Source organism: Phytoactinopolyspora mesophila, from assembly GCF_010122465.1.
Lineage (GTDB): Bacteria > Actinomycetota > Actinomycetes > Jiangellales > Jiangellaceae > Phytoactinopolyspora > Phytoactinopolyspora mesophila.
This window is the reverse complement of the sequence record NZ_WLZY01000007.1, coordinates 161,102-176,525: the sequence shown is the minus strand read 5'-3', so window position 1 is coordinate 176,525 and position 15,424 is coordinate 161,102. Positions and strand designations below refer to the sequence as shown.

General features: G+C 66.6%; 13 protein-coding genes. 5 read left to right on the top strand and 8 right to left on the bottom strand.

Annotated features, from left to right (window positions below; genetic code table 11):
- Nucleotides 1-17 precede the first annotated feature (17 nt).
- Together F7O44_RS19785 and F7O44_RS19780 are read right to left on the bottom strand one after the other, a co-directional pair.
- Nucleotides 18-959 carry an ornithine cyclodeaminase family protein gene (locus F7O44_RS19785; protein WP_162452009.1) on the bottom strand — a complete coding sequence of 314 codons (942 nt, stop codon included), beginning with the start codon at nucleotides 957-959 and terminating at the stop codon, nucleotides 18-20.
- On the bottom strand, nucleotides 956-1,768 hold the full coding sequence (locus tag F7O44_RS19780; RefSeq protein ID WP_222851522.1) for an alpha/beta fold hydrolase: 813 nt from the start codon (nucleotides 1,766-1,768) through the stop codon (nucleotides 956-958). The genes F7O44_RS19785 and F7O44_RS19780 overlap by 4 nt, the downstream gene beginning before the upstream one ends.
- A gap of 69 nt (nucleotides 1,769-1,837) precedes the next feature.
- Here F7O44_RS19780 and F7O44_RS19775 point away from each other — a divergent pair, with 69 nt between their 5' ends.
- From F7O44_RS19775 to F7O44_RS19760, 4 genes are all read left to right on the top strand, one after another.
- A complete protein-coding gene (locus F7O44_RS19775) occupies nucleotides 1,838-2,707 on the top strand; it encodes an N-acyl homoserine lactonase family protein (RefSeq protein ID WP_162452008.1) in 870 nt (289 codons plus the stop codon).
- A 333-nt stretch (nucleotides 2,708-3,040) separates the two neighbouring features.
- On the top strand, nucleotides 3,041-3,670 hold the full coding sequence (locus F7O44_RS19770) for a TetR/AcrR family transcriptional regulator (RefSeq protein WP_246221274.1): 630 nt from the start codon (nucleotides 3,041-3,043) through the stop codon (nucleotides 3,668-3,670).
- A gap of 80 nt (nucleotides 3,671-3,750) precedes the next feature.
- Nucleotides 3,751-5,967: an MMPL family transporter gene (locus tag F7O44_RS19765; RefSeq protein WP_162452006.1), complete on the top strand. Its 2,217-nt coding sequence runs from the start codon at nucleotides 3,751-3,753 to the stop codon at nucleotides 5,965-5,967.
- 223 nt (nucleotides 5,968-6,190) lie between these two features.
- Nucleotides 6,191-6,958, top strand: coding sequence for a metallophosphoesterase family protein (locus F7O44_RS19760; protein WP_162452005.1), 768 nt, complete (start codon nucleotides 6,191-6,193; stop codon nucleotides 6,956-6,958).
- A 98-nt stretch (nucleotides 6,959-7,056) separates the two neighbouring features.
- Here F7O44_RS19760 and F7O44_RS19755 read toward each other — a convergent pair whose 3' ends face one another.
- Nucleotides 7,057-7,683, bottom strand: coding sequence for a helix-turn-helix domain-containing protein (locus F7O44_RS19755; RefSeq protein WP_162452004.1), 627 nt, complete (start codon nucleotides 7,681-7,683; stop codon nucleotides 7,057-7,059).
- A 24-nt stretch (nucleotides 7,684-7,707) separates the two neighbouring features.
- On the opposite strand from F7O44_RS19755, the gene F7O44_RS19750 reads away from it, so the two are divergent.
- Nucleotides 7,708-9,330 (top strand): FAD-dependent oxidoreductase, encoded by a 1,623-nt coding sequence (locus tag F7O44_RS19750; protein WP_162452003.1) that lies wholly within the window; start codon nucleotides 7,708-7,710, stop codon nucleotides 9,328-9,330.
- A 66-nt stretch (nucleotides 9,331-9,396) separates the two neighbouring features.
- On the opposite strand, the gene F7O44_RS19745 is transcribed toward F7O44_RS19750, so the two are convergent.
- The 5 genes from F7O44_RS19745 to F7O44_RS19725 are packed head-to-tail and all read right to left on the bottom strand — an operon-like array spanning nucleotide 9,397 to nucleotide 15,380.
- On the bottom strand, nucleotides 9,397-10,419 hold the full coding sequence (locus F7O44_RS19745; protein WP_162452002.1) for an ABC transporter ATP-binding protein: 1,023 nt from the start codon (nucleotides 10,417-10,419) through the stop codon (nucleotides 9,397-9,399).
- Nucleotides 10,416-11,420, bottom strand: a complete 1,005-nt coding sequence (locus tag F7O44_RS19740) for an ABC transporter ATP-binding protein (RefSeq protein WP_162452001.1) — start codon at nucleotides 11,418-11,420, stop codon at nucleotides 10,416-10,418. Before F7O44_RS19740 ends, F7O44_RS19745 begins: the two co-directional genes overlap by 4 nt.
- 13 nt (nucleotides 11,421-11,433) lie before the next feature.
- Nucleotides 11,434-12,372, bottom strand: coding sequence for an ABC transporter permease (locus tag F7O44_RS19735; RefSeq protein ID WP_162452000.1), 939 nt, complete (start codon nucleotides 12,370-12,372; stop codon nucleotides 11,434-11,436).
- The gene (locus tag F7O44_RS19730; RefSeq protein WP_162451999.1) at nucleotides 12,369-13,457 is read right to left on the bottom strand and encodes an ABC transporter permease; all 1,089 of its coding nucleotides are present in this window, start codon (nucleotides 13,455-13,457) and stop codon (nucleotides 12,369-12,371) included. The genes F7O44_RS19735 and F7O44_RS19730 overlap by 4 nt, the downstream gene beginning before the upstream one ends.
- Nucleotides 13,458-13,490: 33 nt before the next feature.
- The gene (locus F7O44_RS19725) at nucleotides 13,491-15,380 is read right to left on the bottom strand and encodes an ABC transporter substrate-binding protein (protein WP_162451998.1); all 1,890 of its coding nucleotides are present in this window, start codon (nucleotides 15,378-15,380) and stop codon (nucleotides 13,491-13,493) included.
- Between the last annotated feature and the right edge of the window lie 44 nt (nucleotides 15,381-15,424).

Sequence of the window (15,424 nt, the reverse complement as noted above, 5' to 3'; positions counted from 1 at the left end):
TACGCCGCACCGGGCTGTTACAACTCGACCCAGGTGCCGAGGCCGGCTTGCAGGGCGACGTCGTACGCCGCCGCCGCGGCAGCGACGTCGAGGGCGGCGTATCCGGTGGACTTGTAGACGGTCAGGACATCCGCGGCAGGCGCCGGTTCGTCGCCGCAGAGCACCGAGCCGATCAGGGTGGCGTGCTCATCCGGAAGGTCTTGCAGCTCGTGCGCGCCAGCCGGGGGCGGTGCCGATATGGCACCGGGCCACTCGACGAAGAGCGTTCCCTGGGACACGGTGGAATGGTCGAGCTCCCAGCCCCTGGAACCACCAACCGAGCTGACGTGTGCGCCGGGGCGCAGCCAGCGGTAATCGATCACGGGCTCGGTAGCGTCGGTGCAGCAGAAGATCACGTCGGCATCCGATACCGCCTCGCTGACCGTGCGGGCCGACTCGACGGTGTGCAGCCGAGCCACGGCCGCGGCCGGCTCCGGGCGACGGGAAGCCACGATCACCTTGGTGGAAAGGCCGAGATGATCGAGGATCTCGAGTTGCGCACGTGCCTGGGTGCCGGCGCCGATCACCGCGATCCGCCGGATGCTGGGGGAGACCAAGGTCTCGACGGCGACGGTGGCGCTTGCCGCCGTTCGCACGGCGGTGATCGCCTCGCCGTTCATCAAGGCCAGGGGGTGGCCGCGGGCTTCGTCGAACAGCACGACGATGCCTTGGTGTGCGCTACGGCCGCCGGGGCCCACACCGGGAAAGATGGTGACGAACTTGCCCGCGAGCCCGAGCCCGGGAACATACCCCGGCATCGCGCCGAGAAACCCGGCCGGCGCCACCGCGGCGACCCGCGGCGGCGTGGACGTTTCGCGCCGGCTCGTCGCGATGAGCGCAGTGCGGATCGCCGGCAGGAGCGCGTCGAGTGTGAGCGCTTGGCGGGTCTCGTCGTGGTCGAGGAGAAGAGTGCGGCTCATGGTGTCGACACGTTAGCCAGGAATTCGTCGACGACGGCGTTCCACGTGGCCGGGTCTTCGAAATATGTCGAATGACTCAGATCGAGCTCCACCACGCGTGCCGCGCCGATCCGGCTGGCGGCATCTCGCACGTGCGCGGGTGTCATGACGGGGTCGCGAGACCCGCAGATGAACAAGGTGGGAATGTCGAAGTGCTCGAAGAGGTCCGGCTGGTGGGTGAAACTCGCCAGCATCGTGGCGAACTCGGCGTCGCTCGGACGTCGCCCGAAAGTACTCAGAGCCTGGTAGAGATATGCGCGGGCACGGTCGGCGGCAGGCAGCCGGTCTCCGACGGCGGGGTGGACACCCAGCGGGCGGACGCCGTGATCGGCGCGTACCGGGCCGGTGTCGAATGCCGGCAGCCGCAGCTGGGGGATACCGCCGGTGCTGCTGGACAAGACCAGTGAGCGGACTCGGTCCGGAGCGGCGAGCGCGACGCCGAGAACCACCCAGCCGCCCAGTGACTGACCGATGAAATGTGCGTTTTCCACGCCGAGGTGGTCGAGCAGTGCCAACTGGTCGGTCACGGAGGTTCGGGGACCCGCTTGCCCGGCGAGATTGGATGAACGGCCGAAGCCGCGTTGATCCCACGTGATGACCCGGAACCGTCCGGCGAAGTGCGGAAGCTGTTGAAACCATACGAGGCCGTTGCCGCCGAGCCCGTGTGCCAGGACCAGCGGCGGGCCGCTTCCGGCGGCCTCGAACCAGATGCTGTCGCCGTCCGGGGTCTGGAAATACCCCTCAGAGCGTTCGATCGCCTGCGCCGACACCTTGTTGATCTTACGTGATGCCTGGGATCATCGGCAGATGCCACGTCGGTGGCAGTCGGGAGGCACGCGATGAACTCGGCGAGCCCTGTGAGCGGGGTCAGGGTTGTCAGCACCGGCACTGTGCACATGCGGCCGGAACATGTCGGGCCGACCTGGAAACCGATGCCGCTCTGGCTCTTCACCTCGAAGCGGTGGACCGGCCCGCGGCCGATCAACGCATTCCTGATCGAGCACAAGGCGGGTCTGGTGCTGTTCGACACCGGGCAGGACCGCGCGTCCTTGCTGGATCCAGACTATTTCCCAGGCCGGATCAACAAGCTGGTCAATGCCCGGATGGGAAGGTTCGTCGCAGGGCCGGAGGACACCCTTCAGGCAGGGCTCGCCCGATTCGGATATCGTCCCGACGACATCGATGTGGTGGTGTTGTCACACCTGCACCCCGACCATATCGGCGGGCTGCCTGCGTTGCGAGGCGCCAAGATCGTGGTCAGCGGCGATGAATGGGCCACGTTGTCGGCTCGGCTGCCGGAGTCGCGCGGGCTCTACCGCTCCCATATCGACCTGCCTGGATTGCGATGGCAACAGGTGACGCCGGAGCTGCTCGGCGCGCATGCGCCGGCGTCGTTCTCGAAGGGACACGACCTCTTCGGTGACGCCAGCATGATCGTCCTGCCGACCCCCGGTCACACACCGGGTTCGGTTTCGATGCTGGTCAGGCGTTCCGGCCAGGCATCGCTTCTGCTGGTCGGCGACCTCACGTACGACGCGGACCTGCTGGGTGCCTGTCAGCTGTCCGGGATGGGAAATCGCAAGCGAATGCGCGCGTCGATCCGTCAGGTGAACGAGCTGCGGCGAGCCGAGCCGGAACTGATCGTGCTGCCCGCGCACGACCCAAGCGCGGCGGCTCGGCTGGCGGCGGACTCTGGCTGCGACCTCTAGGGGCCAGTGTCGACGTTCGTGCAGGTAGAGGCTGGCAGTTGGCTTGAGGTGCCGGTCTTCGGGCCGCTTCGACGCTGGGCCGCGTAAGGGTCGACCGATACCTCTGGAGGAGTAGCCAGTCCGGTTTGTCCTCCTCGCACAGTAGCGGCAAGACCCTTCCCCTGCGCGACGCCGGAGGCGCATGAGCGCGGAAGCATGGTAGGTGAATCGGCCACCGTGGACAGATGCCGATCACGTGATGCAAGTCACTTTCAAAATGCTGAATAGGTAAAAATGCTGAAACTGCATACTGCAAGTGACTGTCAGAAACGTGATAAGGTCGGGGGCGTGCATATGGAACCAGGGCTACGTGAGCGGAAGAAGGCGGCCACCCGCAAAGCGTTGAGCGAAGCCGCCATGGAGCTGGCCATGCGGCACGGTGTGGGGAACATCACCGCGGAGTCCATCGCGGACGCCGCCGACGTCTCCCCGCGCACGTTCCACAACTACTTCTCGAGCAAAGAGGAGGCGATCGTCGCTGTCGTCGCTGACAACGCTGGTGAGATGATCGAGGCGTTCCGTGCCAGGCCACCGGAAGAGCCGGTGTGGGACGCCCTCGAGAACGCGCTGGTCGGGCTGTTCGAAACGCCGGACCAGACCGACGACGAGCAAATCGCGCGGCTCGTCTTCATCCGTGAGAACGCGCCGCTGATGGCCAGAGAACTTGCCGCTCTGCAGGAAATGATGCATGAGCTGGCCGGATTGGTGGCGCTGCGTTCCGGTACGGACGCGGACGCCGACTTGTATCCGAATCTTCAGGCTCAGACCGCCTGTATGTGCGCCATGGTCGCGGTCGACCGCTGGCTCGCGGATCCACGCGGCGCCAGTCCGGCGGAGCTGACCAGGCAGGCATTCGCACAGGTACGCGCCGGCCTGCCCGAGCCGGGATCGCACAGACCGGCGAACGACGACGTTCACCGGTAAGACCCAGACTTCTCAGGCTGCTCACAGCCACTTCGTGGTGTTGTTCGGGTGGCTTCTTGTTGAATTGAGTGGAGTGTTCAGTGGCAACGTTTCTTTATCGGCTCGGCCGGTTCGCGTATCAGAGCCGCCGGCTCGTCGGCCTGATATGGCTGGCGGTTATCGTCGGAGTCGGGGTCGGCGCCGCCACCCTGTCCGGCCCTACATCAGACTCGTTCTCCATCCCGGGAACGGAGTCCCAAGAAGCATTCGACCTGCTCGAAGAGCGTTTCCCGGGCGCCTCCATGGACGGCGCCGAGGCGCGGGTGGTGTTCGTCGCCCCTGAGGGTGAGTCCATCACCGATCCGGGGAACGCCTCAACCGTCGAATCGGTGCTCGCCGAGATCGAGGCGGGGCCGCAGATCGCCGACGTGATGAACCCCTTCGAGAGCGAACTCATCTCCGAGGACGGCAGCACGGCCTTGGCGCAAGTGTCGTACGCCGTCGACTTCTTCGAACTCGACGAAGCCACCCGCGAAGCCCTGTTCGAGGCGGTTGACCACGGGCGCGACGCCGGGTTGACCATCGAGGCGGGCGGCGACGCCACCATGGAGGAAGACTTCGAGGGTGGCAGTGAGATGGTGGGTATCCTCATCGCCGCCGTCGTCCTGATCATCACCTTCGGATCGCTTGCGGCCGCCGGAATGCCGCTGATCACCGGCATCACCGGCGTGATGGTCGGCATCGCCGGTATCTCCATCGCCACCGGGTTCCTCGAGATCGGGGAGACTACACCCATCCTGGCCACCATGCTCGGTCTGGCCGTGGGTATCGACTACGCACTGTTCATCGTCTCGCGGTACCGCCATGAGCTCATGTCTGGCCGGCCGGGCCCGGAAGCCGTCGGTAGGGCCATCGGTACCGCTGGCTCGGCAGTTGTCTTCGCTGGTCTCACGGTCATGATCGCTCTGGTCGGTCTCACCGTCGTGAACATTCCGATGCTCACCGAAATGGGCCTGGCCGCCGCGGTGACCGTCGGCCTGGCCGTTCTGGTCGCGTTGACCCTGCTCCCGGTGCTGCTCGGCTTCGCCGGAGACCGGGTCCTGCGGTGGAAGTTCCCTGGCCTGAAGATCCACGACCCCGAGGCCGAGAACGGCGGCAAGCAGTCGCTGAGCAAGCGGTATGTCGGAATGATCACCCGCCGCCCGGTCGCGGTGCTGGCCGTGGCGATCGTCGGCATGGGTGTGCTGGCGCTCCCGGCGCTGGACCTGCGTCTGGGCCTTCCCGACGACGGCAACCTGTCCGAGGAGACCACTCAGCGCAAGGCTTACGATCTCGTCGCCGAAGGCTTCGGGCCTGGCTACAACGGCCAGCTGATGGTGGTCGTAGACGGCTTGGAGAGCAGCAACCCCCAGGGTGCGGCCGAGACCATCACGGGCGTGCTGAACGAGACCGAGGGGGTGGCCTTCGCCGCGCCGCCGGCGTTCAACGAGGCCGGCGACACGGCCGTGATCGGTGTGGTGCCGCTCACCGGTCCCACGGACGAGCAGACCGAAGAGCTCGTGGAGTCATTGCGCACCGAGCTCGCAGCTATCGCTGAACAGGACGGCGCGGCCGTGGCGGTCACCGGAAACACGGCGGTGTTCATCGACTTCTCCGACAAGATGGGCGATGCCATGCTGCCCTACCTGTCGGTGGTGGTCGGGTTGTCGATCATCCTGCTGATGCTGGTGTTCCGTTCCGTGATCGTCCCCATCAAGGCCGCGGTCGGCTTCCTGCTGACCATGGCTGCGACGTTCGGCAGCATCGTGGCGGTGTTCCAGTGGGGCTGGCTGAAGGACATCTTCGGCTTGGACCAGACCGGCCCGATCATCAGCATGCTGCCCATCTTCATCATCGGTGTCATCTTCGGTCTGGCCATGGATTATCAGGTCTTCCTGGTGACCCGGATGCGGGAGGAATTTGTCCACGGCGCGAACGCCACGAAGGCCATTACCGTCGGATTCCAGCACGGCTCGAGGGTGGTCGCCGCGGCCGCGTTGATCATGATCAGTGTGTTCTTCGGCTTCGTGCTGGGCGACGACGACGTCATCACCCAGGTGGGTGTGGCGCTGGCGGCGGCCATTGCCTTCGACGCGTTCGTCGTACGCATGACCATCGTGCCGGCCGTGCTGGCCTTGGTCGGCGCAAAGGCCTGGTGGCTGCCGAAGTGGCTGGACCGGCTGCTGCCCAACGTGGACGTGGAAGGCGACAAGCTGGCCCGGTACCTCGAAGAGCGGGACCGCGTCGACGAGCGGCAACCGGCCTCCGTCGGCAACTGACGGGGCCAGTCCCACCTAGATGATCATGTTTGGTGGGTTCTCTCGTGCCTCACCATGCCTACAGGCATGGTGAGGCACGAGACGCCCTGGTAAACCCAGGTGGCATCCGGACGCCATCCAGCTCGGCGCCCGCAACGCCATCAGAGTTCACCCGAGCCGTGCGGGACTTTCACAGGCCACACGCTCGGTCGACGTTCACCGTCAAGGTGGCAAGATTGGCGAGATGGTCTCCACGGTTGCGATTCTGTCCGATATCCACGGCGTCCTGCCCGCACTCGATGCGGTCCTGGAGGAGCCAGACGTACGTTCCGCTGATCGAATCGTGCTGACCGGTGACGTCGCGGCCGGCCCGATGCCCGTCGAGACCCTCGACCGGCTGACGGACCTGGGCGATTGGGCCCTGTGGGTCCATGGCAACGCGGAGCGCGAGCTGGTGAGCCTCGCCCGCGGGGGCGGAACCGACATCCCTGATCCCATCGCTCCGTGGGCGGCCGCCCAGTTGCGGCCCGACCAGGTCGAGCTCATTGCACAGCTGGCGGCTACGGTCCGGCTCGACATCGACGGATTCGGTCCCACCGTGTTCTGTCACGCAACTCCCCGAGACGACGAAGAGGTTGTCCTGGTTGACAGCTCCCTCGAACGCTGGGCCGAGGTCTTCTCGACCCTTGACGAGGAAGCGCGAACTGTGGTGTGTGGTCACACCCATATGCCATTCCAGCGGCTTGTCGACCGCCGCCTGGTGATCAATCCGGGCAGCGTCGGAATGCCGTACGGGCGCCCGGGGCCGCACTGGGCACTGCTGCGAGATGGCGTGGTGCAGTTGCGGACCACTGCGGTGGACCTGGACGTCATCGCCGATGACGTGGTCAAAGGCAGCGGCTACCCCGACGCGGCGCAGTGGGCCGACTTCTTCATCCGCCAGCCTGCCTCCGATGCTGAAGCTATCCGGGTGTTCGGGCCTCGTGACGGCCGGCCATCGCTAGGTGAGTGACGAGCGCGACTCCGGCGACACACTTGTCCGGTGTCCAGATGACGATGCGACCGGGCACGCGCACGGCGCGAAGACCGCCTCGCGGGTCGCTTGCTCGCTCACCGCTTCGGGCGGGCGCGGAAATGGGCGCGCTCGCCCTGTTTGCCGAAGAGGCTGAGAAACTCGACGGGCTCGTCGTCCGCTGCACCGAACCAATGCGGTACCCGGGTGTCGAACTCGGCGGCCTCGCCAGGATCGAGCACTAGATCGTGCTCACCGAGGGTGAGCCGGAGGCGTCCGCTGAGGACGTAGAGCCACTCGTACCCCTCGTGAGTTCTCGGGTCGGGCTCGCGGCGGTCGGCTGGGAGGACGATCTTGTAGGCCTGGATGCCGCCGGGGCGCCGGGTCAGGGGCAGCATCGTCATCCCGTTGCTGGTAACCGGGCGCAGGTGAACCCTGGGGTCGCCGGTGGGCGGCGCGTCGACCAACTCGTCGAGCGTGACGTCATAGGCCCGCGCGAGCGGCAGCAGCAACTCCAGCGTGGCTCGCCGCTCTCCGGATTCCAGACGGGACAGGGTGCTGACCGAGACGCCGGTCTGGCGGGACAACTCCGTCAGCGTCAGCTCGCGGTCCCGGCGCAACGCGCGGAGCCGGGGACCGATACTGCTCAGAGTCCGCTCGAGGTCCACGTCTCGATTTTGCCATAGTGGCAATGTCCTTTGCTTTGTCGGGTCGCGTTTATGCATGCTTCGAGTGGGAGGTGGTCGAACGTGACCGATGAACTACAAGAGACCTATGACGCCGTGGTGCTGGGCGGCGGTGCGGCCGGCCTGAACGGCGCATTGATGCTGGCTCGTAGCCGGCGTTCCGTTCTGGTGCTGGACGCTGGTGAACCACGTAACGCTCCGGCCAATGCAGTGCACGGGCTGCTGGGACACGAGGGCACGCCGCCGGCTGAACTGCTGGCGAAGGGACGAGGAGAAGTGCGCCGCTACGGCGGTCAGGTCGTTGACGGCGAGGTCGTCGACGCCGCACGCGATGGTGACCGCTTTGTGATCACCATTGCCGGCGGCCGGTCGGTTCAGGCCCGCCGGCTCCTGGTCGCCAGCGGCGTCGTCGACGTTCTGCCGGACGTTCCGGGGGTGCGGGAGCGCTGGGGGCGCGATGTGCTGCACTGCCCGTACTGCCACGGCTGGGAAGTCCGCGATCAGGCCATCGGTGTGCTGGCGAGTGGACCCATATCGGTGCATCAGGCGTTGATGTTCCGGCAATTGAGCGACGACGTCGTGTACTTCAGGAACGGCACTGAGCTACCAGCCGAACAGGCCGGACAGCTGGCGGCAGTCGGCATCGAGGTGAACGAGGCAGACGTCGCCGCACTGGAGATCGCGGACGACCGCTTGGTGGGTGTGCGGATGAGCGACGGCCGGGTGGTCGCCCGTGCCGCCCTTGCCATCGCGCCGCGTATGGAGGCGCGTGCCGGCTTCCTCGTCGGCCTGGGATTGGAAGCGGTCGAACACCCCAGCGGGATGGGAACCCAGATACCGTGCGATCACACCGGCCGGACGGATGTGCCCGGGGTTTGGGTCGCCGGGAACGTGGCCGAGCCCATGGCGCAGGTGGGGGCGTCCGCCGCAGCCGGCGCCATGGCGGGGGCGCATATCAACGGCGACCTGGTGATGGAGAACGTCAACCGGGCCGTCGAGAACAACCGTTCCGGGGGAGCGGGTGAATCGCACTCAGTGCCCAACCACCACGGACACCTGGGCGATGACCACCGGACACCGGCTGAGTTCTGGGAGGATTTCTACGCCGCGGACGGGCGGTGGAGCGGAGCCCCCAATGAGCTGCTGGTGAGTGAACTCACCGAACGCCCTGCCGGTTCCGGCGATTCCGCGCTGGACGTGGGCTGCGGCACGGGTGCCGACGCGATCTGGCTAGCCGGCCAAGGGTGGAGTGTCACGGCAGTGGACATCTCCAAGGCCGCCCTTGATGAAGCCAGCACCGCCGCCGAGGCTGCCGGCGTCGGCGATCGCATCCAGTGGATGCGTGACGACCTCGATGCCGGCTTCCCCGACGGCACGTGGGATCTGGTCAACGTCGCATACCTGCACTCACCGGTCGCTCTGCGGCGCGACGATATCCTCCGCCGGGCGGCAGCGGCCGTCGCACCGGGCGGGCTGTTGCTCATCTTGGGACACGAAGGCATGCCGTCTTGGACCGAACCGCCGCCGGAGGTGGAGTTTCCAACAACCGACGACGTTCTCGCCGCACTGGATCTCGACGGATGGACGGTGGAAAAGGCGGAGAAGCGCGCGGTGACTGTGCACCGGCCAGGAGAGTCGCCGGGTACCCGCACCGACCACGTCATCCGGGTCCGGCGCCTGGCTTGACGCGCCGGCCGCCCGGATATCTGGTGTCGCGGACTCCCGGTCCGCGACACCAGACGCACCCGGCCACTACGAGGCGGCGGGCTCGATGGGGTGTTTCTCGCCGGCACGGGCATGTACGTAGTGACACGCCACCTGGCGCTGTGCGTGCGAGTCGAGAATCGGTAGGTCGGTGTGGCGGCAGCCGTCGGCGACCCCCGCGTCTTCGGCGGCTCCCTGGGCCAGGATGTGGCATCGAGGATGGAACCGGCAGCCGTGCGGCACTCGGGTGGCGTCCGGTGGCTCACCGGCTAGCACGATCGGCTCGCCGATAGTCGAGTTGGGTAGAACGGAGACCAGGGCACGGGTGTAAGGGTGTTGCGGATCGATGAGGACCTCGTCCACCGGTCCGTCCTCCACTACTCGCCCGAGGTACATGACGGCGATCCGGTCAGCGATGTTCCAGGCCAGGCCGAGATCGTGGGTGACGACGACCGCCGACAATCCGAGCTCGTCCCGCAATCGCAGGAGCAGAGCGAGGATCTCGCCGCGTACGGACGCATCGAGTGAAGCGACGGGCTCGTCGGCGATGATGACCTGAGGATTCAGCACCAATGCGCCGGCGATGACCACCCGTTGCCGTTGCCCGCCGGAAAGCTCGTGCGGATAGGTCAGGAAGAACTTCTCCGGTGGCCGGAGTCCGGCCCGCGAGAGCGCCTCGGCGACCCGGTCTCGTTCGTTGCCGGCGATGCCGTGGATACGCAGCCCTTCGGCCACGGCGTCGTACACCGTGTGGCGGGGGTTCAACGCGCCGGTGGGGTCCTGCAGCACGAGCTGGACCGCGCTGCGGTGTGCTTTCAGCGCCTTGGTCGAATAGCGCAACGGCGTTCCCTGGTAGGACACCGTGCCCTCCGTGGGTCGTTCCAGCCCGAGCAGCGTGCGGGCCAGCGTGGTCTTGCCACAGCCCGACTCGCCGGCCAGCGCGAGGATTTCGCCCGCGCGCAGGTCCAGGTTCACGCCGTCGACGGCCCGGGCGAGCCGGCCGCCCGGAGCGTTGAACCGCACCTTCAGGTCTCGTGCCTGCAGGATCGGCTCGGTTGTCGCTTCGGTCATGCTTCTCCCAGGGCCATCGCGGTCGTGGTGGTGGTCGCGGCGCGGTCCTCGACCCGCAGGCATGCCGCTCTCCAGTCGGGCCGGGCGTGGCGCAGCTCCACCGTGGCCGAACTGCACTCATCCATGACCACCGGACACCTCGGATGAAACGGGCATCCCGTCGGCAGCGCGCTCGGGTCAGGGGGGTCACCAGCAAGGCCGTGTGGATTGCGGCGTTCGGCCGGATCGCCGACGGTGGGAAAGGCCGCGGACAAAGCTGCGGCGTAGGGGTGTTTCGCGGCAGCGAAGACTTCCTTCGACGGCCCCTGTTCCACGAGCTTGCCCGCGTACATCACCGCGAGCTGTTCGCAGGTATCGGCCAGGACCGATAGGTCGTGGCTGATCATGACGAGGGCGATGCCGCGTTCGGAGACCAGTCCTTTGAGGAGCTTGAGGACTTGCGCCTGGATCATGACGTCCAGAGCCGTGGTCGCCTCGTCGGCGATGATCAACTGAGGCGCACACGCGAGGGCCATCGCGATCATGACCCGTTGCCGTTGGCCACCGGACAGTTCGTGCGGGTAGCTGCGGGCTCGCCAGGCCGGCAGCCCGACCTGTGACATCAGTTCGACGGCGCGCTTCTCTGCGGCCTCGGCTGTCACGTTCTCATGCAGCACGATCGGTTCGGCGATTTGCCGGCCGATCCGATGCACCGGATTGAGCGAATGCATCGCTCCCTGGAACACGATGGACGCGCCGGCCCAGCGCACCGCCCGAAGTTTGCCGAAGGACATCGTCAGGATGTCCTCGCCGTCCACCAGGATACGGCCGGTGACCTCGGTGTCGGCAGGCAGCAAGCGCAGTACGGCGGCTGCCACGGTGGATTTGCCGCATCCGGACTCCCCGGCCAGGCCTAGCGTGTCTCCGGGTTCGAGGCTGAACGAGATGCCGCGGACCGCGGGAATGTCCCCACGTGAGCCGCGGTAGGTCACCCGGAGGTCGTCGATCTCCAGTGCCGGCATCACAAGGCCCCCTTCATTTGCTGCTCCGCAGTCGCGGGTTCAAGACCGACTCCATGGCCCGGCCGCACAACGTGAAGGCGAGGACCACACACAGGATCGCCAGCCCCGGCGGAAGCATGTACCACCACGCGCCGTACGAAATGGCACCGGCGTGGAAGGCCCGTTCCAGCAGAGTTCCCCAGGAGATCTGGCTCGGGTCGCCGAGTCCGAGGAAGGACAACGCCGCCTCGGACAGGATCGCACTGGAGACCTGCAAGGTCGCGGCCGCCAGGATGAGCGGCATCAGGTTCGGCAACACATGACGCGACATCTGGTGCCAATGCCCGGCGCCGAGCGCCTTGGCCCGTTCCAGGTACGGCCGGCCTTCGATGGCCATCGTCTGTGCCCGCACGAGTCGTGCGGTGCCCGCCCACGACGTGAGGGCGATGGCGATGATGATGGTCCAGCGGCTGGCGCCCAGAGCGACGACGAGCGCGATCGCCAAGACCAGGTTGGGCAGCACGATGAACCAGTCGGTCAGCCGCATCAGGAACCATGACGCCCACCCACCGAAATGGGCGGCTGTCATGCCGATCAGGGTGCCGAGGCCCACCGCCAGCACGGCCGCCACGATGCCGATCTGCAAAGAGACCCGCGCGCCCCAGATGACCTGCAACAAGATCGACCGACCGACCTCGTCGGTGCCGAACCAGAACGTGCTGTTCGGAGACTCGAGGCGCTCACCAGGTGCATTCACCGAACGTAGTTCGGATTCGTCGGTGTAGAACGGGGCCAACAGGGTGGCCGCCGCGATCACGAGCAGAATGACCAAGCCGACTACGCCAGCTCGCTGCTTGCTGTAAAGCCGCACGAAGTTCGCCAGCGCTGCCCGGCGCCGCGCCCAGGCGATGGCCCGGGCCGATGTCAGGGTGGCGCGTGCGCCGTTGGACTCGTTCTTCACATCGCTACTCATGATGTACCTCGGACTCTCGGGTCGAGGAACCGGTAGATGATGTCGGCGAAGAGGTTGGCGAGAATCGTCGTTCCCGCGAAGAAGACGAACAGCAGTTGCAGCAATGGGATGTCGGGTACCCGGATCGCCTGATAGAAGAGCAGTCCGAGGCCCGGCCAGCTGAATATCGTCTCGGTGAGCAGCGCGCCGTTGAAGATCGCGCCGAACTGCAGCGCGATGAGAGTGACGGTGGGCAGCATGGCATTGGGTACCGCGTGCCGGCGCCGGACCAGGTCATCGCGCAGCCCTTTGGCCTTGGCGACCATCAGGTAGTCGTTGCCGCGTTCTTCCAGGATCGAAGAGCGCATGATCAGCACGTATTGGGCGTAGATCACCGCTGCCATGGTGAACGCGGGTAGGACGAGGTGGTGAGCCACGTCCAGGAACTGGGGTACGAATCCGTCCCCGACACCGCGCCCGGAGCGCATGCCGTTCACCGGGAAGAGCCCCAGCTGTACGGAGAACACGATGATGACGATCATGCCCAGCCAGAACGTCGGCGCCGACCAGAGCGCCAGCGAGATGCCGACCTGGCTCTTCTCGAAGAGGCTGCCCGGCTTCCAGCCGGCACGCGCACCGGCCCAGACGCCGAAACCGGCGGCCAGCACGAGCGCTGTGCCGGTCAGCAGCAGCGTGTTGGGCAGCCGATCCCACATCAGGGTCGTGACCTGCTGGTTGTTGACGTAGGACGTGCCCCAGTCGAGGCTGAACAACGATCTGACGTATTCCCAGAACTGAACCGTGAGTGGCTCGTTGAGACCCAGCCGTTCCTCGATCTCAGCACGTTGTTCCGGCGTCATCGCACCGTCGCCGCCGATGGCCCGTACGGGGTCGCCGCCGATGATGCGGAAGATGAAGAAGGCACTGAACAGCACCAGCACGAGGGACACGGCGGCGCCGGACACCTTGATACCGAGGAAGCGCCAGAAGTCGGTGCGTGCGGTGTTGCCGAGATTGTCCTGGTCGGCGTGGTGTTGGTCGGCGCCGGACGGGCCGGCGGCACCAGAGGGTGCCGCCGGCACGTGGGCGCTGGGGTTGATTCCCATAGGTGGCCCGTGTGTTCCTAACTCCCGGTTCGTCTACTCCCGATTGTCGGCTGCGCTGCGCCGGCGCATCAGCAGCACCACCGCGGCGGCGACCACGAGGATGACGACGGCCGCGATGATCCACGGCGTGGCTCCCGCGCCGTCGTCGTCAGCTGCGGCAGCCTCGGTGTCGCCCTCATCGCCGGCCGCACCGTCGTCATCGCCGCCGGCCTCGTCTGCCGCACCGGCCGGGAGGGCGGCTTCGTAGCCGAATGCCCCTTGCTGCTCCCGGATCATCCCGCCCGCGGAGGGCTGGGTGCCGAAGTTGCCCCAGCGGTCCGAATTGTATGCCTCGAGCTGGTTCTCGTAGTACATCTGGATGCTGGGCGCCTCCAGGTACAGCAGCTGCTGCATCTCCCGGAGGATCTCGGAGCGGGCTTCGAGGTCCGACTCGGCCAGTTGGGCCTCGAACAAGGCGTCATACTCCTCGTTGCAGTAGAACGCGAAGGTCAGGTCGGTCGGCTCCGGTTCCGCCGGAAGGCGATCACACGTGTGGTAGACGAGTGTGCCGGTGGCCTCCGGGCCGGGGTTCCAGGTGCCGAACTCGATGTCGTACCGGCCGGCGTCGCCTTCCTCGTTGAGCGGTGTGGTGTCCATCGCGATGTCTTCGAGGACGATGTCGAGCTCCGCGACCCAGTCGACGATGAAGTCCTTGATGATCGCGTAGGTGGGGCGGTCGGAGTGGTAGTGCAGCCGGAAGACGAGAGATTCGCCACTCTCCGGGTCGATCCGCACACCGTTCTCGTCGCGCTCGTCGTAGCCGGCGTCGTCCAGGATCTGGTTACCGATGTCAGCGCTGACCTCGACGAGCTCGTCGCCCGGCTCCCAGTAGTAGTCGCTGAAGATCGGCGGCACCAGGCTCACGCCGGCGATGGCGTGCCCGTCCATGGCGACCTGGATCAGCTGCTCCTTGTCGATGACGTGATGGATGGCTTGCCGGACCGCCGGATCGCGCAGGGCCGGGTGGCCGTCGCCGATCTCCTCGCCGTCCTGGGTCTGCGCGCCGGTGTTGAAGTTGAGCGACTGCAGCCGTCGGCCGGGCCCGGTGCTCGTGGTGATGTGGTCGGCCGCCTCCAGCGCCTCGTACTGTTGCGGGTTGAGCCCGCCGATGAGGTCCACCTCGCCGGCCTGCAGGGCCTGCACCATCGCCTCGGGGGTCTGGAAGTTCTGCAGGATGAACTCGTCGTAGGCGACGGGTCCGGCCCAGTAGTCTTCGACGGCGGTCAAGCGGACCTGCTCGCCCTCGCGCCACTCGGCGAGCTCGAAGGCGCCGGATGTGGGCTGGCCCGGCTCACCGTGATATTCGTCGGGGTTCTCGATGTCGCCCCACACATGCTCCGGCATGATCATGATCGACACGCCGTTGAGGTGCGCCATCAGCGCGCTCGGCTCTTCGATCTCGATGACGAGCGTGTGGTCGTCGGTCGCCTCGACGGAGGTGAAGTTGTTGACCAGCTCACCGTGGCGGCCGTTGAAGACCGGGTTCTCGATGAGCAGGTTGAAGGTGAACGCGGCGTCGTGTGCGGTGATTGGCTCGCCGTCGGACCAGGTGGCGTCCGGGTTCATGTAGTAGGTCCAGGTGAGCTCGTCGTCCGAGACCTCCCAATCCGTGGCGAGGCCGGGCGACGGACTGTAGTCGTCCTGGCTCCAGCGGATCAACGGATCGTACATGAGGTTGTTGAGCTCGCCCTGGATCAGCCAGCCGGAGTCCAGCGGGTTCATGTGGGGGATGTTGTCGAGCCCGGAGGTGCCCACGATCAGGGTGTGGGATTCGTCGTCGGCGGCCTGGGCGGCGGGTGCAGCGACCGCGCTCGCGGGAAGCGCTAGGGCCACCGTGACGGCGGCGAGCCGCATCGGCCGCCGCATGTTGGTTGTGGTTGTCATGATGATGCGAGTACCTCGCAATCCAGTCGAGAACACATGCGGGG